Origin of the sequence: Arthrobacter sp. NPDC056493, assembly GCF_042795115.1 — a bacterium.
Taxonomy (GTDB): Bacteria; Actinomycetota; Actinomycetes; order Actinomycetales; family Micrococcaceae; genus Arthrobacter.
The window spans coordinates 1-19,300 of sequence record NZ_JBHTSL010000014.1; the positions used below are offsets into that span (position 1 = coordinate 1).

16 protein-coding genes and 1 tRNA gene are annotated in these 19,300 nt (G+C 66.9%); 9 read left to right on the forward strand and 8 right to left on the reverse strand.

What is annotated here, in order from left to right; all coding sequences use genetic code 11:
- Positions 1-422 precede the first annotated feature (422 nt).
- The 5 genes from ACFQ50_RS08325 to ACFQ50_RS08345 all read left to right on the forward strand — a co-directional run bounded on the left by ACFQ50_RS08325 (position 423) and on the right by ACFQ50_RS08345 (position 6,490).
- Positions 423-1,988: an NCS1 family nucleobase:cation symporter-1 gene (locus ACFQ50_RS08325; protein ID WP_377995055.1), complete on the forward strand. Its 1,566-nt coding sequence runs from the start codon at positions 423-425 to the stop codon at positions 1,986-1,988.
- Positions 1,989-2,087: 99 nt separating this feature from the next.
- Positions 2,088-2,831, forward strand: coding sequence for an aspartate/glutamate racemase family protein (locus tag ACFQ50_RS08330; RefSeq protein ID WP_377995056.1), 744 nt, complete (start codon positions 2,088-2,090; stop codon positions 2,829-2,831).
- A gap of 24 nt (positions 2,832-2,855) precedes the next feature.
- Entirely contained in the window at positions 2,856-3,617 is a 762-nt protein-coding gene (locus ACFQ50_RS08335) for an SDR family oxidoreductase (protein WP_377995057.1), read from the forward strand.
- 189 nt (positions 3,618-3,806) lie between these two features.
- On the forward strand, positions 3,807-4,820 hold the full coding sequence (locus ACFQ50_RS08340) for an endonuclease domain-containing protein (protein ID WP_377995058.1): 1,014 nt from the start codon (positions 3,807-3,809) through the stop codon (positions 4,818-4,820).
- 191 nt (positions 4,821-5,011) lie between these two features.
- Positions 5,012-6,490, forward strand: coding sequence for a cation:dicarboxylate symporter family transporter (locus tag ACFQ50_RS08345; protein WP_377995059.1), 1,479 nt, complete (start codon positions 5,012-5,014; stop codon positions 6,488-6,490).
- Between the two features lie 174 nt (positions 6,491-6,664).
- On the opposite strand, the gene ACFQ50_RS08350 is transcribed toward ACFQ50_RS08345, so the two are convergent.
- The 3 genes from ACFQ50_RS08350 to ACFQ50_RS08360 all read right to left on the reverse strand — a co-directional run bounded on the left by ACFQ50_RS08350 (position 6,665) and on the right by ACFQ50_RS08360 (position 9,771).
- Positions 6,665-7,057: a sterol carrier family protein gene (locus ACFQ50_RS08350; RefSeq protein ID WP_377995060.1), complete on the reverse strand. Its 393-nt coding sequence runs from the start codon at positions 7,055-7,057 to the stop codon at positions 6,665-6,667.
- A 28-nt stretch (positions 7,058-7,085) separates the two neighbouring features.
- Positions 7,086-8,102, reverse strand: a complete 1,017-nt coding sequence (locus ACFQ50_RS08355) for an asparaginase (RefSeq protein ID WP_377995061.1) — start codon at positions 8,100-8,102, stop codon at positions 7,086-7,088.
- A 91-nt stretch (positions 8,103-8,193) separates the two neighbouring features.
- Positions 8,194-9,771, reverse strand: coding sequence for a molybdopterin-dependent oxidoreductase (locus ACFQ50_RS08360; protein ID WP_377995062.1), 1,578 nt, complete (start codon positions 9,769-9,771; stop codon positions 8,194-8,196).
- A gap of 103 nt (positions 9,772-9,874) precedes the next feature.
- Here ACFQ50_RS08360 and purD point away from each other — a divergent pair, with 103 nt between their 5' ends.
- On the forward strand, positions 9,875-11,206 hold the full coding sequence (purD, locus tag ACFQ50_RS08365; RefSeq protein ID WP_377995120.1) for a phosphoribosylamine--glycine ligase: 1,332 nt from the start codon (positions 9,875-9,877) through the stop codon (positions 11,204-11,206).
- Positions 11,207-11,208: 2 nt separating this feature from the next.
- Entirely contained in the window at positions 11,209-12,147 is a 939-nt protein-coding gene (locus tag ACFQ50_RS08370) for a phosphoribosylaminoimidazolesuccinocarboxamide synthase (RefSeq protein ID WP_377995063.1), read from the forward strand.
- Positions 12,148-12,237: 90 nt separating this feature from the next.
- Here ACFQ50_RS08370 and ACFQ50_RS08375 read toward each other — a convergent pair whose 3' ends face one another.
- A complete protein-coding gene (locus ACFQ50_RS08375) occupies positions 12,238-13,500 on the reverse strand; it encodes a helix-turn-helix domain-containing protein (RefSeq protein WP_377995064.1) in 1,263 nt (420 codons plus the stop codon).
- A gap of 133 nt (positions 13,501-13,633) precedes the next feature.
- On the opposite strand from ACFQ50_RS08375, the gene ACFQ50_RS08380 reads away from it, so the two are divergent.
- Positions 13,634-13,867, forward strand: a complete 234-nt coding sequence (locus ACFQ50_RS08380; RefSeq protein ID WP_377995065.1) for a hypothetical protein — start codon at positions 13,634-13,636, stop codon at positions 13,865-13,867.
- Between the two features lie 99 nt (positions 13,868-13,966).
- Positions 13,967-14,320, forward strand: coding sequence for a hypothetical protein (locus ACFQ50_RS08385; RefSeq protein ID WP_377995066.1), 354 nt, complete (start codon positions 13,967-13,969; stop codon positions 14,318-14,320).
- A gap of 45 nt (positions 14,321-14,365) precedes the next feature.
- Here the strand turns inward: ACFQ50_RS08385 and ACFQ50_RS08390 are convergent.
- The 4 genes from ACFQ50_RS08390 to ACFQ50_RS08405 form a co-directional block, all read right to left on the reverse strand.
- Positions 14,366-14,442 (reverse strand) — tRNA-Pro (locus ACFQ50_RS08390).
- Positions 14,443-14,526: 84 nt separating this feature from the next.
- Positions 14,527-16,401, reverse strand: coding sequence for an ABC transporter ATP-binding protein (locus ACFQ50_RS08395; RefSeq protein ID WP_377995067.1), 1,875 nt, complete (start codon positions 16,399-16,401; stop codon positions 14,527-14,529).
- Positions 16,398-18,215 carry an ABC transporter ATP-binding protein gene (locus tag ACFQ50_RS08400; protein WP_377995068.1) on the reverse strand — a complete coding sequence of 606 codons (1,818 nt, stop codon included), beginning with the start codon at positions 18,213-18,215 and terminating at the stop codon, positions 16,398-16,400. Before ACFQ50_RS08400 ends, ACFQ50_RS08395 begins: the two co-directional genes overlap by 4 nt.
- A 137-nt stretch (positions 18,216-18,352) precedes the next feature.
- Complete coding sequence (locus tag ACFQ50_RS08405) at positions 18,353-19,300, reverse strand: metallophosphoesterase (RefSeq protein ID WP_377995069.1); 948 nt, start codon at positions 19,298-19,300, stop codon at positions 18,353-18,355.

Sequence of the window (19,300 nt, forward strand, 5' to 3'; positions counted from 1 at the left end):
ACTCAACCCACTCGGCGGTCTCTTCCGGATCACGATCAGGCAGCTGGTTAGTCAACCCGCTGAGGATATGGGAGGTATCTTCTCCTGCAGCCACGGCAGCCTCGTTTCATCTTTGAATGTTGGGCTCATGTTTTCGTATTGTGAGAAAACATTCTTGCCATTCGAGATTATCCGGCGCACCGGATCTGGGTCAAACGCTGGCGCGAGTCCTGGCGGTGCCGACCGGGCCCCCGGCCGAATGGCCCGATTGTGACCGCCGAGGGCTGGGCCGCATCTTGACCCGAAGGTGATCCAGGTCATACTATGATTTCACCATTCAACAAGTTTATTTCGCGATGTGGAATAACAGCGATAATCCGATGATCCAGGATCGTCCGATCGAGGGCTCACCACCGCGAAAATCCCAGAAACTGGAGAACCAGATGCAGACGACCCCCTCTGTCGGCGTCGAAACGGACGGGCCGACGCCGCTGTCGGCCCAGCCGGTCCATCCCGCCGCCGGTGCCGACGCCCTGTTCGAAGCGGCCAGCGCCGCAGCCGGCCGCGACATCAGCCCCAGCCTCTACAACACCGACCTCGCACCCACCAAGCGGCAAGGGCGCCGCTGGACGGCCTACAGCATCTTCACCCTCTGGGCGAACGACGTGCACAGCCTCGGGAACTATGCGTTCGCCGTCGGACTCTTTTCCCTTGGCCTCGGGGGCTGGCAGATTCTGACGGCCCTGGCCATCGGCGCCGCCCTGCTCTTCGTGCTCCTCAGCTTCTCAGGTTTCATGGGGCAGAAAACAGGCGTTCCGTTTCCTGTCATGAGCCGCATCAGCTTTGGCATCCGCGGCGCCCAGCTCGCCAGCCTGATCCGCGGCGCGGTAGCTGTGGCGTGGTTCGGAATCCAGACGTTCCTGGCCTCGGTGGTGCTCCGGGTCATGCTGGTGGCCATGGCTCCGTCACTCCACGAACTCGACACGAACTCCATTCTCGGCCTGTCCACGCTGGGATGGATCTCCTTTGTGGGGCTGTGGATTGTGCAGCTCGTGATCGTCAGCTTCGGCATGGAGATGATCCGCAAATACGAGGCCTTCGCCGGTCCCATCATCCTGCTGACAATGGTCCTGCTGGCCATTTGGGTGTTCACCGAGGCACAGGGCTCGGTCCAGTGGACCGGAATCCGGGGCCTCGAAGGCGGCGAGATGTGGCGGACCATCTTCGCCGGAGGCGCCCTCTGGGTGTCCATCTACGGAACATTCGTCCTGAACTTCTGCGACTTCACCCGCTCCGCCGTGTCCAAGAAATCGATCGTTCGCGGCAACTTCTGGGGCATCCCGATCAACATGCTCCTCTTCGGCGCCATCGTGGTGGTCCTGGCTGGCGGGCAGTACAAGATCAACGGCACCATCATCGAAACGCCGTCGGACATCGTCCAGAGCATCCCCAACACGCTGTTCCTGGTCCTGGCCTGCCTCGCGATCCTCATCCTGACCGTCGCGGTCAACCTGATGGCCAACTTCGTCGCCCCCGTGTATGCCCTCACCAACCTCTTCCCCAAGCGGCTCAACTTCCGCCGGGCAGCCTGGGTGAGCGGCACCATCGGCCTGGTCATCCTGCCGTGGAACCTGTACAACAACCCGCTCGTCATCGTGTACTTCCTGGGCGGACTGGGTGCACTGCTCGGACCCCTGTTCGGCGTGGTCATGGCCGACTACTGGCTGCTCCGCCGCGGAAAGGTCAACGTCCCCGAGCTCTACACCGAGAACCCGTCCGGAGCCTACTTCTACAAGCGGGGCGTCAACCCGCGGGCCATCATCGCGCTGGTACCGGCGGCCGTCCTGGCCATCATGGTCGCTTTCCTCCCCGTCTTCGAGGCGGCCGCACCGTTTGCCTGGTTCTTCGGTGCCGGCGTCGGTGCGCTGAGCTACTACGTGATCGCCGACCGCAGGCAGCGCTTTGAGGACGTCGACGGCGAAACGATCGCCGTCGCCAGCACCCACTAACGGCTAACCCAACTGACTCGCAATAGATGTCGTTCTGGGCCTCCAAAACGACATCTACTGCGAGTCAGTTGGGCCAACCAACCCTCCAGAAGGACACCCATGCGCATACTCGTCGCGAACGTCAACACCACCCAGTCCATGACCGACTCCATCGCCGCCCAGGCCCGCAGCATCGCGGCGCCCGGCACCGAGATCATAGGGATCACGCCGCGCTTCGGCGCCGACTCCTGCGAAGGCAACTTCGAGAGCTACCTGGCCGCGATCGCCGTGATGGACCGCGTGGTCAACTACCCCGAACCGTTCGACGCCGTCGTCCAGGCCGGCTACGGCGAGCACGGCCGGGAGGGCCTCCAGGAGCTGCTGGACGTGCCCGTCGTCGACATCACCGAGGCGGCGGCCAGCACGGCCATGTTCCTGGGCCACAAGTATTCCGTGGTCACCACCCTGGACCGTGCGGTGCCGCTCATCGAGGACCGGCTGAAGCTGGCCGGCCTCGACGCGCGCTGCGCTTCCGTCCGGGCCAGCGGCATGGCCGTGCTGGAACTGGAGGAGGAGCCGGAGCGGGCTGTCGAGGCCATCATCAGCCAGGCGCTGCTCGCCGTCCGGGAGGACAAGGCCGAGGTGATCGTCCTGGGCTGCGGCGGCATGGCCGGCCTGGACGAACAGATCCGGCAGCGCGCCGGAGTGCCCGTCGTCGACGGCGTTGCGGCCGCCGTGACCATCGCCGAATCCCTGGTCCGGATGCAGCTTTCCACGTCCAAGGTGCGGACGTACGCCACGCCGCGGCCCAAGAACGTCATAGGCTGGCCGCTGGCGGGGAACAACGTTCCCGTCGTCCATTAGCCCAGCAACAACAGGAGAAGCAGCATGACCGTTCCACCCACTCCGGGACGGGTCGCCGTCGTCACCGGTGCCGGTTCCGGCATCGGGCGCGCGGTTGCCCGGCAGATGCTGGCGGACGGATACCGGGTGGCCCTGGCAGGCCGCCGTGAGCCACAGCTCCTGGAAACAGCAGACGGCCATCCGGAGGCGCTGGCCGTGCCGTGCGATGTCACCGTGCCCGACGACGTCGAGCGCCTTTTCGCCGCTGTCCTCCGGCGCTGGGGCCGGGTGGACGTCCTGTTCAACAACGCCGGCGTCTTCGGCCCGGCGGCGTCGGTGGATGAGATCAGCCTTGCGGACTGGGAGGCCACCGTGGCCGTGAACCTGACCGGCTCGGTGCTGTGCGCCGGGGCGGCTGTCCGGGCCATGAAGGCGCAGTCGCCCCAGGGCGGCCGGATCATCAACAACGGCTCCATCTCGGCCCACTCGCCCCGGCCGCGCACCGTTGCCTACGCCGTCACCAAGCACGCCATGACGGGTCTGACCAAGAGCATCGAGCTGGACGGCCGGGAGTTCGGCATCACCTGCGGGCAGATCGATATCGGCAACACGGCTACGGAAATCATGGACACCATCGGGGTTGGCTCCGGGGCGCTCCAGGCCGACGGAAGCCGCAGGGTGGAACCGATGTTCCCGGTGGAGGACGCGGCCAGGGCGGTGCTGATGATGGCCGGGATGCCGCCGTCTGCGAGCGTGGGCTCGGTGGTCATCACGGCCGCCGGAATGCCCTTCATCGGCCGCGGCTAGTTCCGTCCGACCACCCTTCCGTCAGCCCCCCTCCCTTCCTTCCGCCCGACCGCCCTTCTCTTCGAGTTTTTGTCCACATATCGCGACTTTGCCGGCCCTGAGCGGCGAATATCTGGACAAAAACTCGCCACCCGAAGTCCCGCCTGTGGATAACGTCCCGCGGGCCTCCATTTGATGCCTCAATGGAGCATGACCAGATTGTTACCGCTGCCCGAGGAAATCCGTGGCCGGCCGTTCGCCGTTCCCGAGGCGGCCGTCGCAGGCGTCCCCGGCAGCAGGCTCTTCGCCCGCGATTTGCACCGCCCAAGCAGGGGCATCCGCGTGCCCAGGTCATGCGGTCCCGACCTCCCCGCGCTCGTCCGCTCGCACACAGCCCTTGGTGCCGATGTCTTCGCGAGCCTGGTCACCGCAGCGGAAATCCACGGCGTTCCGCTGCCGCCGTGGGCGGAGTTCAGGCCCGACGACGGCGGGCCGGTGACCGCCGTCGTCGAACCTGTGCCCTGGGGCAAGAAAAGCGGACCGCATTTCCGGGAGCCCGGGCGGTTCCTTCACCTCGCCAGGGAGCGCGGCGGCACGCTTCCGCGCCGCCGCGGCATCGCCGGGCACCGCCTCAAGGTCCGCGAGGGCGACCTCGTGGAGATCGACGGCCTGCGCCTGACTTCCGTCGCCCGGACGTGGGTGGACCTCGGCTCGGTCCTGCCCATCGATGACCTTGTGGTGGCCGGCGACGCCATTGTCAGTGAACACGCCCGCCATTTCGGGCCGCCCAAGATCGCCATGGTGCCGCTGGCCGAGCTGCGGGCGTTCGTGGACGGCGCCAATGCTATCCATGGCGTGCGGAAGGCAAGGCTTGCCCTCGACCTGCTCCGTGTAGGCGTCGACTCGCCGCCGGAAAGCAAGCTCCGTCTGCTGCTGGACGACGCCGGTCTTCCGGAGTTCACGCCGAACTGCCGCGTGGACGACGTGCTCAACAGGCCGGTCTGGACGGACTTGGGCTGCCCGAGGTTCCGGACGTGCATCGAGTATGAGGGGCTCCATCACCTGACCCCGGAGCAGCAGGCGCTGGATGCCTACCGGGACCAGCGCGTGACGGATGCGGGTTGGCGCCAGGTCAAAATCAACAGTGTCGACATGGGCCACGGGCGGGACTGGGTCGTCTCGCGCGTGCGGCAGGCGCTGGGCAAGCAGGGCTGGCAGCGGTGAGGAGTTTTTGTCCAGATATCCGCCGCTGGAGAGCCCCCAAGTCCCAACAAGTGGACAAAAACTCAATTGTGACCGGCAAATGCAGTTCCGCATCGTGAAAACTTAATTTCCTCTTGCGGAATCGTGTGACCGGGGTTACGTTGGAAACAGACCCCGATCCGGGGCTGTTCCCAATTGATAGGTACAGATCAATGAAGATCCCAGATTCCTCGGCGCTGAAGGCGAGTTCGGCGCCGTCGAAGAAGAAGCCCCTGTACAGGTCGCTCTTCTTCCAAATTCTGATCGCCGTCGTGGCAGGTGTCCTCATCGGGCATTTCTGGCCGGACCTAGGCGCTCAACTGAGGCCGCTCGGTGACGGCTTCATCCAGCTCATCAAGATGATCATCGCGCCGCTGATCTTCCTCGTGATCGTTACGGGAATCTCAGCCGTTGGCGACGTCAAGGCGGTCGGAAGGGTAGGAGTCAAGGCCCTTCTCTACTTCACAGCGGCCACACTTTTCGCCCTGGTCTTCGGCCTGATTGTCGGCAACCTGGTCCAGCCCGGAGCAGGTCTGAACATCGATCCGAGCACCCTGTCCCAGGAGGCTCTCGACGCCAAGACCGGCCACGCCGTGCCGAAGGACGCAGCGGCGTTCATCCTGGACGTCATCCCCACTAGCGTCATCGGCGCGTTCGCCAACAACAGCCTGCTACAGGTCCTCTTCTTCTCCGTGTTCTTCGGCGCCGCGATCGTGGTCATCGGCCGCGAGCGTTGCCTGCCGGTCGTCAGCCTCATGGAGACCGTCCTCGAGCTCGTTTTCAAGATCATGTCCTGGATCATGAAAGTCGCGCCGATCGGTGCCTTCGGCGCGATGGCCTTCATCATCGGCCAATACGGGCTGGACACCCTGGGCACCTACGCGATGCTGATTGCCGCCTGCTATGGAGCCGCGGTGGTGTTCATCGGGCTCCTGTTCCTCGTGGCCTGGAGCTTCGCCCGGGTTCCGCTGTGGCAGTTCCTCAAGTACACCCGAGAGGAATTCCTGCTGGCCCTCGGCACCGCATCCACGGAAGCCGTGATGCCCCGCATCATGACCAAGCTGACGAATGCCGGCTGCTCCCGGGCCACCACCGGCCTGGTGGTTCCCACGGGCTACTCGTTCAACCTGGACGGTGCGGCAATCTACCTGTCCATCTCCCTGCTGTTCCTCGCCCAGGCCTTCGGCCACCATCTGGACCTCGGTCAGCAGTTGGCAGCCCTCGGTGTCCTGCTGCTGACCTCAAAGGGCATGGCCGGCGTTCCCGGCTCGTCCTTCCTGGCACTGTCGGCCACGGCAGCCGCGCTCGGAATCTTCCCCGTGGCCGGCGTGGCGCTGCTCCTCGGCGCCGACCGGCTCATGGACTCCATGCGCGTGGTGGTCAACCTGCTGGGCAACTGCGTGGCAACCTTCGTGGTCTCCAAGTGGGAGGGCCAGTTCGACCGCAGCGTCATGGTCAGGGCCTTCCGCGGCGAGATCACCAACCACGATTCCGCCGTCATGCTCGGTGTGGAGGAGGACTTCCAGGAGCAGGAACTGGAACGGATCAGCGGAGGCGGGCAGGCGTCGCCCAAGTTCCGCGGCGGCCCGAACCCCGGTGAGATGCCCGAGTTTCAGATGAGCAGGCCGTCGGCAGCCATCAACCACGAATAACGTACGGAGTTTTTGTCCAGATATTGGCCGCTAGAGGCCCGTAAAGTCGCGACAAATGGACAAAAACTCCAAAGATAGGCGGCGGGATCCCGTCCGGGCTGAGCAGTTCAGCCCGGACGGGGTCCTTCCTCTTAAAGCTTCCCGGCGGCCCGCTGTTGACAAATAGGGCGGGGTTCAGAGGGGGAGCAGGGCGGACAGGTCTGCCCGCAGGCCGGACGCGGCCACGCGCCCGGCCTCGACGGCGTCCGCCCAGCTCAGCCGGCCGGTCACCATCGCCAGCCAGGTGGCTGCGTCGCACTCGATGACGTTCGGGGGCGTGCCGCGCGTGTGTCGCGGACCCTCCACGCACTGCGTGACGCCGAACGGCGGCACGCGCACCTCCACCGAATTCCCCGGCGCCCGGGCGGTGACCTCCTCCAGGGAGTAGCGGACCGCCGTCGCGATCACCGAACGGGGCACGGCCGGAAGCGTCGGGGCAGCGTCCGACGGCGGGACGGCACCTGCCGCCCATTCGTTCAGGGCCGCTTGGCCGTCGGCCGGGTCAATTCTGCGGCGCGCAACAGCCACCGTAACCTCCTTGAAAGCTCAAAGTACGTTAGTCCAGCAATGCCGAGACAGCGTGGCCCAGGCGGATCTTGCCGACGGGGCGGCCGCCGCCAAGGACCGGCTCCACCACCTTTTCAAGCACGCTCGAGACTCCCGGTATGTCGACGGCCCCGCAGGCGGCCAGCAGGGTCAGTCCGACGAGCGACGTGGCCCGGAGGTTGCCGTCGAGCATCTTGAGGGCCACGGCGACCCCCTGGGCCGTGGCCATGACCAGGATGCCTTCGGCGCCGATCTTGGCGATGACGTCCAGCTCCTCCATGACGATGGTGTTGGCTTCACCCCTGCCCTGGACCGCCCATGGGTAGTCCAGCATGGATGTTGCGATGGTGGCGGCGCGGGCGTTGGCGGATTTGTCGGAGGGGGCCTTGGCGAGCAGGGAATAGGCGCGGGCCAGGCCCGTCAGCGAAATGGCCGCAACCGGCGCTCCGCAGCCGTCGATGCCCAGGTGCGCGATCTTCTCGTCGGAATACTCCTCGATCACTGTTCGGATGCGCTGCTGCAGCGGGTGGTTGGGTTCCAGGTAGCTGTGGGTGTCCCAGCCGTTTTCGGTGCACGCCCACAGGAACGCCGCGTGCTTGCCCGAGCAGTTGAAAGCCAGCCGCGACTTGCCCCGCTCGGACCGGGTCAGCCATGTCCGTGCGGTCTCGTCCTGCGGCCACGCGGCGGGGCACTGCAGCTGGTGCTCCTTGACGCCCGCTGCCTTGAGCATGCCTTCGACGACGTCCATGTGGTCGAGTGATCCGGTGTGGCTGGCGCAGGCGAGTGCCACCTGGGCGCCGCGGAGCGGAACGCCTGACTGCATGGCCGCCAGCGCCTGGAGCGGCTTGAGCGTGGACCGGGCCATGATGGGGGTGGTGATGTCGCCAAGCTGGGTGACCACGTGGCCGTCCGCGGCGAGGACCACGGCCGACCCGATATGGCGGGACTCCACGAATCCGCTTCGTTCAACCACTGCGAGTTCGACGGCGGAATCCACAGTGAACGTGGCGTGCGAATTTAGGGCCATGGCCCCAGTCTATGGTGCGGTAGGGGCATTCCCCGGGAGCCCCCAGGTGCTTGTGGCGGGATAAAACGCGTGCAATGTTCCGCTGAACCGCCTATGCAACCGTCACCATGACCGACTGCCAGCCTGAGGCGCCGTCGGGCACGGGATCGGCGCGCTTCTCCGTCTGCACCTCGCCCGTCCCGTCGGTCGCGCGCACCTTGATGTAGTGCGGGCCGGGCTTGGCGTCCCAGGCGAAGGACCACTGCCGCCACGTGTCCACGGAAGCCTCGGCCGAGAGCACCGCCTCGGCCCAGTCCCCGCCGTCGATCTGCACCTCGACCTTGGTGATGCCCCGGGTCTGAGCCCACGCGGTGCCGCCGATGGCCACTTTCCCGGCAGGCACCGTGGCGAAGGATTTGGGCACCTCCACCCGGGCCATCGTCTTGATGGGGCCGCGCTCCGACCAGCCGCGCTGGGTCCAGTAGGCCTTGCTGTCGGCGAAGCGGGTCACCTCCAGATCCACCACCCACTTCGTGGCGGACACGAAGCCGTACAGTCCGGGGACCACCATGCGCACGGGGTAGCCGTGTTCCACCGGCAGCGGCTCGCCGTTCATGCCAATGGCGAGCATGGCGTCGCGGCCGTCCTGCAGGACCTCCAGCGGTGTGGAGGCGCTGAAACCGTCGACGGAGGTGGAGAGCACCATGTCCGCGCCGGCGGTGGGCCTGGCCCGCTTGAGCACTTCGCGGATAGGAAGCCCCAGCCATTTGGCATTGCCGGCGAGGTTGCCGCCTACCGGATTGGAGACACAGGTGAGGGTCACATGGGACTCGATCAGCTCGGCGTCGAGCAGGTCCTGAAAGGTGAGCCGGACCTCCTGCTCCACGAGCCCGTGCACGCGCAGCTCCCACTCCTCGGCCTTGATCTCCGGGACGCTGAGGGCGGTGTCGATCCGGTAGAAGTCCCTGCCGGGCGTCAGCCACGGCGTCACACCGGGTGTCGCCGACTGCACTCCGGCGGGCACGGCGGCTGCGGGCCGGGCCGGCGCCGGCAGCCGGAGGGACTCCCGTGCCTGGGCCACACTGCTGCGCGCGGCACTGAGCAGCCGGCCTCCGGTGGCGGCGATGCCTGCGGCAGCCACGGTGAGGCCGGTGGCCGCGAAGAAGGCCCGCCGGGAGGTCGCCGGGCGCTCCGGGGCCTTGGCCGCGACGTCGGCAGGAGCATCAGGAAAGGCCCGCAGCCGCCACAGCCGCGCCACCAGCAGTCTTAGCACCACCAGCCCGGCCACCGTTCCCGCCAGCGTGGGCACGGCATCCAGCGGCCTGACACCTGCGCGGGTCACCACGCTGGCCACGATCACCGCGCCCATGAACAGCACTCCGGCAACGCCCAGCGCCCACTTCCGGTACGCCACCACGCCGAGCACGCACGCCAGCACCACAATCGTCAGGCCCATCCCTGCGAAGAGCGCAGCCTTGTCATTGGTGCCGAACGTCGCAATCGCGAAGTCCTTCAGCCACGGCGGCGTGAAGTCAATGAACGTCGAGCCCAGGGCAATCAGGGGAGTGGCGCGGGCGGTAAAAAACGCCCCCGCCAGTTCCGCAACGGAAAGAACGACGGCGGCGGCGGCCACCCCGGCCAGGGCCGCCAGTGCAGCCGGTCCGCTGAGCCACCTCATGAGCTTCTTCATGACCATGGTTCGTAGCGGGTGCGTACGCGGATGGCCGGGTCCCAACTGAGGGCCGGGCCTCAGCTTAGGAGCCAGCACGGTGCACAAAGTACCCTTGGAGACTGTGAAGGTACTTGTCATTGGCCCCGGTGGCCGCGAACACGCCATTGTCCGCTCCCTCCTTGCCGACCCCAACGTTTCGGAAGTCCACGCGGCTCCGGGCAACGCCGGCATCAGCAAGCTCGTCCCCACGCACGCGATCAACGGGAACGATCCGGACGCAGTGGCGGCGCTCGCCACCCGGCTCGAGGTCGACCTGGTGGTCGTTGGTCCCGAAGCCCCCCTCGCCGCCGGTGTTTCCGACGCCGTGCGCGACGCCGGCATCCCGGTGTTCGGCCCCAGCAAGGCAGCCGCCCAGCTCGAGGCCTCCAAGGCCTTCGCCAAGCAGGTCATGGCCGAGGCCGGCGTTCCCACCGCCATGGCGCTGGTGGCCGCCAACGCTGACGAGGCAGCCGCGGCGCTGGACACCTTCGGTGCCCCCTACGTCGTCAAGGACGACGGCCTGGCCGCCGGCAAGGGCGTGGTGGTCACCAACAACCGGAACGATGCCCTGGCCCACGCCCAAAGCTGCTTCGACGCCGGCGGAACCGTCGTCATCGAGGAGTTCCTGGACGGACCCGAGGTCTCCGTGTTCGTCCTGTGCGACGGCCGCAACACCGTGGCCCTGTCCCCGGCGCAGGACTTCAAGCGCATCTACGACAACGACGAAGGCCCCAACACCGGCGGCATGGGCGCCTACACCCCGCTCGACTGGGCCCCCGAAGGCCTCGTCCAGGAGGTCATCGACCGCATTGCCCAGCCCACAGTGGACGAGATGGCCCGCCGCGGCACCCCGTTCGTGGGCGTGCTGTTCGTCGGCCTGGCGCTGACCAGGCGCGGCACCCGCGTCATCGAATTCAACGTCCGCTTCGGCGACCCCGAAACCCAGGCCGTCCTCGCCCGGCTCAAGACGCCCCTCGGTGCCCTGCTCCTGTCCGCCGCCAAGGGCGAACTGGACCAGGCAGAAGAGCTGCGCTGGTCAAAGGACACGGCAGTCGCCGTCGTCGTTGCCTCCGAAAACTACCCTGACACCCCGCGCATGGGTGACCGCATCCGCGGGCTCAAGAAGGTGGACGAGCTGGACGGCGTCCACGTGATCCACGCCGGAACCAAGCTCGACGACGAGGGCAAGGTGGTCTCCGCCGGCGGCCGCGTGCTGGCCGTGGTTGCGCTGGGATCCGACCTCGTCGAAGCAAGGGAAAGGGCGTACGACGGCGTGGAGCTGGTTCAGCTCGAAGGCGCCCAGTTCCGCACGGATATCGCAGGCAAGGCCGCACGCGGTGAAATAAAGGTATCGGCCGCCGCCGCGGCCCCGTCGGCTGCCAAGGCCGGCTCCGCTTCGGAAGAGAAGGCGTGACAGTGGCTGAACAGGAAGGCCCCCGCGGCCTGGACACCCCGCACACCGAGCTGCCCGGATGGAGGCACGTCTACTCGGGCAAGGTCCGTGACCTGTACGTCCCGGCCAGCGACTCCATCGACGAGCAGTTCGGTCAGGAATGCGTGCTGGTGGTGGCGAGCGACCGCATCAGCGCCTTCGACCACGTGCTCAGCAGCGAGATCCCGGACAAGGGACGGGTCCTGACCCAGCTGAGCCTCTGGTGGTTCGACCAGCTGGATGTTGAGCACCACGTCCTGGCGTCCACCGCGGAGGACGGCGTGCCGGCAGCAGTCGAGGGCCGGGCCATGATCTGCAAGAAGCTGGACATGTTCCCGGTGGAGTGCATCGCCCGCGGCTACCTCACGGGCTCGGGCCTCGTAGAGTACCGGCAGTCCGGCACCGTCTGCGAGATCCCGCTGCCGGAAGGCCTGATGGACGGCTCCCGCCTGGAGCACGCCATCTTCACGCCGTCCGCCAAGGCCGAGGTGGGCGAGCACGACGAAAACATCACGTACGACGCCGTCGTGTCCATGGTGGGAGACGACATCGCCGCGCGCCTGAGCGAGCTGACCCTGGGCATCTACACCAAGGCGGAGGAGATCGCCCGCGGCCGCGGCATCATCCTGGCCGACACCAAGGTGGAGTTCGGCTACGACGTCGTGAACGGCGCCATCACGCTGGGCGACGAGGTCCTGACGCCGGACTCCTCCCGCTTCTGGGACGCCGCCACCTATGAGCCCGGCAAGGCGCAGCCCTCCTACGACAAGCAGTTTGTCCGGGACTGGCTGACGTCCGCCGAATCGGGCTGGGACAAGGCCTCCGACACTCCGCCGCCGGCCCTGCCGGCCGACATCGTGGAGCGCACCCGCGCCCGTTACGTCGAGGCGTATGAGAAGCTGACCGGCCGCACGTTTAGCTAGCAGACGCAAAAGGCGCCCCGGGACGGGAGTCCAGGGGCGCCTTTTTGTGCCTGCTGCCAGCTGGCTTCGGGCCCTAGCTGGCCTCGGGCCCTAGCTGGCCTCGGCTGCCGCGGCGCGGCGCTGGGCGAGACGGATTTCCAGCACGGCGTCGAGGGCCTGCTGGACGCGGTCCGGCGCACCGGCCGCGCTGAATTCCTTCTGCGCCTCCTCCAGGTGCACCAGCGCCTCATCAGCTTCGCCCGCGGCCTTCAGGGACTTGCCGAGGAGCAGCGAGACCTCGCCTGCCGTGTGCCGGGCCAGGTCCGCGCGTTCGGCGTGGATGTCGCGGAGCTTCTGCACGGCTGCCACGATGTCACCGGTCAGATAGAGCCAGCGGGCGCGGATGAATGCCACCTCCAGCTGGTCGGTTTTGTTGCCGCCCACAATGGACAGCGCGAGCTCGGCCCGTTCAATGGCTGAAAGGGTCTCCGGCTCGACGATTCCGGAGGAGAGACGGACGGCGGCTGACGCCTTGTTGAAGCGGGCCCAGAGCTCGATGTCGTTGGCGGGGGAGAGCAGCTTGGCGGCCCGCTCGTGGTGCTTGATGCCCTCCGGGTAGTCGTGCCGCATGAACGCGACATTCCCGATCACCCAGGCCACCTCGCCGGCGAGCTGGGACATCGAGTGCTCATCCATCTGCTCGTTCATGTCCTGGCAGTACTTCCAGGCCTCGTCCAGCCTGCCGCTCTCGGCCAGGGCACCGATCAGCGCACGGAGCGCGCCGATGATCAGCGTTGAGCCCTTGGGTAGCTGCGCACACAGCTCCACCGCCTTTTCGGCATGTTCGACGGCGGTGCTCAGCTGCCCCTGTCCGTGGCACAGGGCGGCGAGCATCTGGCGCGCCCGGACACCGAGGCCGGCCGATTCGGTGGCCATGGGGTGCTCGGACAGGTGCTCCATGATCTTCTGGCATTCCTTGAGCTGGCCCTGCTTCATGAGGCATTCGGCCTGCATGTAGGTCATGTTCCACCAAGCGCTGGTGTTCTTGCCGTCGAGGGCGATCCGGGCCGCGTTGGCGGCGTGCTCGGCAGCGAGGGCGTAGTCGCGCAGGTCCCAGGCCTGCCGCGCGTACAGTCCGGCCAGCACGTATTCTGCGTCGCTGACCGAGATGGGCTGGCTCCACGCCTCGAGCGCCTTGGGCGCGAGCTCCAGCCTGCGGGCGAGCTCTTCGATGACGTCGGCTGTGGGTTCCCGCCGGCCGGTCTCCAGCAAGGAAATGTAGCTGGGGGAGTACAGGTCTTTGCCCAGCTCGGCCTGGGTCAGTCCGCGCTCCAGCCGCTCTGCGCGGAGCTTCTCCCCGAATCCGTTACCCACTGGGGTTCCTCCTATTCCGGACAGCCGTTGTACAGAATGCTTGACACCCTCTGTGGAAAACATTTTACAATGTATGTCAACAAGGACTGTGCTGACTTGGTAACGAATCCGACTCGTATTGAGGAACTCTCACATGTTGAAGAAGATAGCAGCCGCTGCCGTTCTGGCGGGGGCCCTCGCATTTTCTGCTGCGGCTCCCGCCGTTCTGTCTGCAGGCTCGATCGCGGACAACGCAGGCACCTCGGTTGCCATTGGCAACTGGCCGGATCCGATGGGCGTCAAGGACGTGAACAAGACCACTATCGGCAATTGGCCTGATCCCATGGTGTCGGAGACCACCATTGGCAATTGGCCCGATCCCATGTAAACAGCTTCCATGAGGAAAACGGCTCCGGAACATGCGCACATCATGTTCCGGGGCCGTTTTTCTACCTAAAACAGCAGCCGTAACTAAGGAGTGGGGACCATGACGCGGACAGCGACCGACGGCCAGCAGCGGGCCTTTTTTCTCTGGACCATCGCCGGCACGTCACTGATCGTGGCGGCCGCGGCCGGTGCCGCAATAGTTGAGGTGTTCACGGGAACGGCCGACGCCGGAACTTTCGTCTGGGGGATGATCGGCATGGCGGCGCTGCTGGAGTCAATGGTGCTTTTCGCCGTCGGCCTGCGTCTGCGCCACCGGTATCTGAACCAGGTCCAAAGCTACGACAGCCGCGGCGATTACCTGCCGGACGACGGATCCCGCCGGCCGAAGATACCCCTGCTCGGCGACGGGCAGGCGACGCCAAACATCACCAACCAGAGCCTGGGCGGAAACTGAAGAATCAGAAAGAGGGCCTCCCCTGGGGAGACCCTCTTTCTGTTTTGGTCGGGATGACAGGATTTGAACCTGCGACCTCTTCGTCCCGAACGAAGCGCGCTACCAAGCTGCGCTACATCCCGATCCGTTGCTGCGAAAGCAACTGAACAAGGATATCCGATACCTGGCCAACATGTGAAATCGAGTCCCGGAAGGCCCGCCCGGGCTCAGACCAGCGAGTCCTTCCAGGCGCTGTGCAGCCGGGCGAAGCGGCCGTTGCCGCCGATCAGTTCTTCGGGTGTTCCGTCCTCCACCACCTGTCCGTCGTGGACCACGAGCACCCTGTCCGCGGTTTCCACCGTGGACAGCCGGTGGGCGATGATCAGCGCCGTGCGGGCTGTTCCGCGGGGCACTCGGCCGCCGGACGTTCCGGTGCCGGACGGGCCGTTGCCGTCCATGCCGCGCAGCAGCCCGGCGAGACCGCCCTGCACGAGCCGCTCGGAGGGGATGTCCAGCGAGGACGTTGCCTCATCCAGGATCAGGACCGCCGGCCGGGCGAGGAACGCGCGCGCAAAGCTGATCAGCTGGCGCTGGCCCGAGGAAACGCGGCCGCCACGCTTGTTGACGTCGGTGTCGTACCCCTCGGGGAGCTCCATGATGAACTCGTGCGCACCCACGGCCTTCGCTGCCGCCTCGATCTCCTCCCGCGGGGCGTCCGGCCTGCCGAGGGCGATGTTGTCCGCCACGGAACCGCTGAACAGGAAGGCCTCCTGGGTGACCATCACGATGTTCCGCCGCAGGTCCGCGGTGGCGAGCTGCCGGATGTCCACGCCGTCGAGCATCACCGCGCCGGCGGACACGTCGTAGAAGCGGGCAATCAGCTTGGCCAGCGTGGACTTGCCGGCCCCCGTCTGGCCCACCAGCGCCACGGTCTGGCCCGCGGGGATGGTGAGGTTCAGTGCGGGGATGACGAGCGGGCCGCTGCCGTAGCGGAACTCGACGTCCCGGAATTCGAGGGCGCCGCGCGCGTCGACGAGTTCCACCGCGTTCCGCGGCGGGCGCACCGTGGGGACCTCCTCGAGCAGGCCGGAGACCTTCTCCAGCGCGGCCTGTGCGCTCTGGAAGGAGTTGTAGAACATGGCCATCTGGTCCACGGGCTGGAAGAAGCGCTTCGTGGAGAGCATCAGGGCCAGCAGAACGCCCACGGCCAGGTCACCGGTCAGCACCCGGAAGCCGCCGGACAGCAGCACGGCGGCGACACAGACATTGCCGATCAGCACCAGGCCAGGCTGGAAGACGCCGTTCAGGTTGATGGAGCGGACGGTCGCCTGCCGGTAGTCCTCGGCCAGCTCGCCATAGCGTCCGGCGTTCTCGCGCTCCTTGCGGAAGGCCTTGACCGCCCGGATGCCGGTCATGGTTTCGATGAAGTGCACGATGAGCCTGGCTGACACCACCCGGGACTGGCGGAACGCAATCTGGGAGTGCTTCTGGTACCAGCGGGCCAGGAGGAACATGGGCACGGCCGCGGCCAGAACCACCAGTCCGCTGCGCCAGTCGAGGGCGAAGACGGTGACAGCGGTGAACGCCATGAACAGGGCGCCCGAGGCGAGCGAGCTGACTCCTGAATCCAGAAGCTCCCGCAACGCTTCGAGGTCCGAGGTTTGCCGGGCGATGATCCGGCCCGAGGTGTACTTTTCGTGGAATTCGAGGCTGAGCCGCTGGGTGTGGCGGAATACCCACAGCCGCAGGTCCAGCAGCATAGCCTGGCTGAGCTTCGCCGTCGAGGTCACGTAGAGGGCGGTCAGGCCGGCCGCCGCCACTGCTGTGACGAGATAGCCGACGCCGGTCAGCACCAGAGGGAGGCTGTTGCCCGCGCGGAGGGCGGGCAGCGCGTGGTCGATGCCGAACGCGATCAGCGCCGGGCCGGCCACCCGGGCCGCCTGCGACAGGACCACCGTGGCGATGGTGAGCCAGAACCGCAGCCGCACCGGACGGATCAGCGAGCCCAGCAAGGCGAGTGACCGGCGTCGTACTGCTTTGCTGTCGCTCCTGCTCAGGTTGGCGTTGTCCTCGTTGGCAGTGCCGAATGCCGTGGTACTCACCGGCTGACCTCCTCTGCGTCGTCGAGGGCCGACAGCTCGGAGTCCAGGTCGCGCGGCTCCGTTTCCAGGCTCGCGATCACGTAACGGTAGTGGCTGTTCCCGGCCAGCAGTTCGGTATGGGTTCCGACGGCGCCGATGCGGCCGTCCTCCAGCAGCGCCACCCTGTCGGCCAGGGCAACGGTGGACGGCCGGTGGGCGACGATGAGCGTGGTGGTGCCGGCCAGCACCTCCCGCAGCCGGTTTTCCACGAGCTCCTCGGTGTTCACGTCCAGCGCGGACAGCGGATCGTCCAGGACCAGCACGGAGGGCCGCGCAGCGATGGCCCGCGCCAGGGCGAGGCGCTGGCGCTGCCCGCCGGACAGGCTGAGGCCCTCCTCGCCGATGAGGGTGTCCAGCCCTTCGGGCAGCGAATAGGCGAAGTGCGCCTGCGCCGTGTCCAGGGCCTCCGCCAGGATTTCCTCCCGGGTTTCGGTGCCAGTGTCCTGGACACCGAGCAGCACGTTGTCGCGCACCGAGCTGGAAAAGAGGGTGGTGTCTTCGAAGGCCACAGCCACGAGGGTACGGAGCTCCTCGACGCTGAACTGCCGCAGGTCCACGCCGTCGAGCTCGATGGAACCCGAAGTGACGTCGTAGAGCCGGGGCACCAGCTGCAGCAGTGCGCTCTTGCCGCTGCCGGTGATGCCCACCAGCGCCATGGTCTCGCCCGGACAGATGTCCAGCCGGACGTCCTTCAGGACGGGTTTGTCCGGGGCGTCGTCGAACGCGAACGTCACGTTGTTGAAGCTCAGCGCGCCTTTGACGTCGGCCGGGCGCCGGGGTTCCGGTGCGCTGGTGATGGTGTTTTGCGAGTCCATGACCTCGAAGTGCCGGTCCAGCGCCGTTTTCGCCGTCAGCGCCATGGCCAGCAGCATCCCGGAGAACTCCACGGGCGCCGCGATGACCGCGGCGGTGGCGAAGAAGGCCACGAGCGAGCCGATGCTGAGCTGGCCGCCGGCGGCCAGCAGAATGCCCGTGACCAGCCCCGCACCCAGCGCCAGCTCGGGCAGGAGCGTCACCACCATGCTGAAAACGGCCTGGTGCCTGGCCTTGGCGATCTCCGTCTGGCGCAGTTCCTCGGCCTGGCCGTTAAAGGTTTCCAGTGCTTCGCGGCTGCGGCCGAAGGCCTTCAGCACGCGGATGCCGTGGACGGATTCTTCAACGGTGGTGGCAAGGTCGCCGGCCTGGTCCTGGCTGCGCCGGGCAACCTTGCTGAATCGGGTCCGGAAACGGAAGCCGTAGACCATCACCGGCCCCGCGGCGGCCAGGAAGATCAGCGCCAGCTGCCAGCTCATGGTGAACATGACGACGACGCCGATCACCACCGTCAGTGTGGTCACCACCAGCATGATGGCCCCGAACGCCATCCAGCGCCGGATGAAGTTAAGGTCAGTCATGGCACGGGAGAGCAGTTGGCCCGAGCCCCAGCGGTCGTGGAAGGCGACGGGGAGGTCCTGGAGGTGGCCGTAGAGCGAGACCCGCATCCGGGTCTCTACGGTGGTGGCCGGGTTGATCACGAAGGTGCGGCGCAGCGCAACCAGCAGGGCTTCGGCGACGCCCAGGGCCAGGATCAGCGCCGCGGAGCTCCAGACGGCGTCCGAGGTTGCCCCGGGCCGGAGGGAATCGTTGATGAGCACGCGCAGGACCTGCGGGATGGCCAGGGCAACGACGCTGGCCAGGAGCGCGGACAGCAGGCCTGCCACCAGCCGCGGCAGAACCGGCTTCACATGCGGATAGAGACGGCTGACGGATCGAAAAAATGAACTCTGCTTGGCCATGCCCGCTTCTTGAACGTGATGTAGTTTCCCGTAGCAACTACCCTATGCCATGGCTGGCACGCTTCACAGGTGACTTGTCACCGGAGGACCAACAGCTCCCGCCGGCGACAGCCGGCGGGATAGCGGCGGGCGGGACGTCAGGCGCGCGGGGTGAGCGTCAGCAGGACGGCCTCGGGCCTGCAGGCGATGCGGACCGGCGCAAAGCGCGAGGTGCCGATCCCGCCCGAGACGTTGACCGGCGTCGTGCTTCCGTTGCTGCTCCAGTCGTTGAGGCCCTTGGCCCGCCAGGTGGGGATGTCGCAGTTGGCGACGACGGCGCCGTACCCAGGGATGCACAGCTGGCCGCCGTGCGTGTGGCCGGCCAGAAGAAGGTCCGCGCCGTCCTCGGTGAAGTGGTCCAGGACCCGCTGGTAGGGGGCATGGATGACGGCGATGCGCAGGTGGTCCTTGGCGTTCTGGCCCCGGGTGCCGCGCGGCCAGCCGGCGTAGCGTTCGCGGTTGAGGTGCGGATCATCCACGCCCGAGAAATCGAACCGCATGCCGTTCAGGACCACGGACTGGTGCCGATTGGTCAGGTCAATCCAGCCGGCCATGCCGAAGCCGGAACGCAGGCGGGGCCAGTCAAGCTCCTGGGTGTCGCGGCGTGCCTTGGAGGGCCCCACCAGATAGGCGGCCGGGTTCTTCAGCTTGGGGGCGTAGTAGTCGTTGGAGCCAGGAACAAACACACCCGGGAATTCCAGGAGCGGCGCCAGCGCGTGGAGCAGCGGGTCCACGGCCTTGGGGTGGCTGAGGTTGTCACCCGTGTTCACCACCAGGTCCGGCCTGAGTGCCGCCAGCGACTGCAGCCACTCGGCCTTGGCCTTCTGACCCGGTACGAAGTGGATATCGCTCAGGTGCAGGATCCGGAACGGTGCCCTGCCTGCTGGGAGGACCGGGACGGTCTCCTCGCGGATGACGAACTGGTTCTTCTCCCACAGCCCGTAGGCCGTGGCGGCGAGGGCGGCCGCCGTCCCCGCGCCTGCGGTGACGGCAAAGCCGCGCCCGATGCTACGGACGCGGCTTGCCACGCGTGAAAGGTCAGCCAC

What these genes read in the sequence shown, in the direction of transcription:
- ACFQ50_RS08325 (WP_377995055.1), top strand. Translation starts at nt 423, where the DNA reads ATGCAGACGACCCCCTCTGTCGGCGTCGAAACGGACGGGCCGACGCCG.
- ACFQ50_RS08330 (WP_377995056.1), top strand. Translation starts at nt 2,088, where the DNA reads ATGCGCATACTCGTCGCGAACGTCAACACCACCCAGTCCATGACCGAC.
- ACFQ50_RS08335 (WP_377995057.1), top strand. Translation starts at nt 2,856, where the DNA reads ATGACCGTTCCACCCACTCCGGGACGGGTCGCCGTCGTCACCGGTGCC.
- ACFQ50_RS08340 (WP_377995058.1), top strand. Translation starts at nt 3,807, where the DNA reads ATGACCAGATTGTTACCGCTGCCCGAGGAAATCCGTGGCCGGCCGTTC.
- ACFQ50_RS08345 (WP_377995059.1), top strand. Translation starts at nt 5,012, where the DNA reads ATGAAGATCCCAGATTCCTCGGCGCTGAAGGCGAGTTCGGCGCCGTCG.
- ACFQ50_RS08355 (WP_377995061.1), bottom strand. Translation starts at nt 8,102, where the DNA reads ATGGCCCTAAATTCGCACGCCACGTTCACTGTGGATTCCGCCGTCGAA.
- ACFQ50_RS08360 (WP_377995062.1), bottom strand. Translation starts at nt 9,771, where the DNA reads ATGAAGAAGCTCATGAGGTGGCTCAGCGGACCGGCTGCACTGGCGGCC.
- ACFQ50_RS08380 (WP_377995065.1), top strand. Translation starts at nt 13,634, where the DNA reads ATGTTGAAGAAGATAGCAGCCGCTGCCGTTCTGGCGGGGGCCCTCGCA.
- ACFQ50_RS08385 (WP_377995066.1), top strand. Translation starts at nt 13,967, where the DNA reads ATGACGCGGACAGCGACCGACGGCCAGCAGCGGGCCTTTTTTCTCTGG.
- ACFQ50_RS08400 (WP_377995068.1), bottom strand. Translation starts at nt 18,215, where the DNA reads ATGGCCAAGCAGAGTTCATTTTTTCGATCCGTCAGCCGTCTCTATCCG.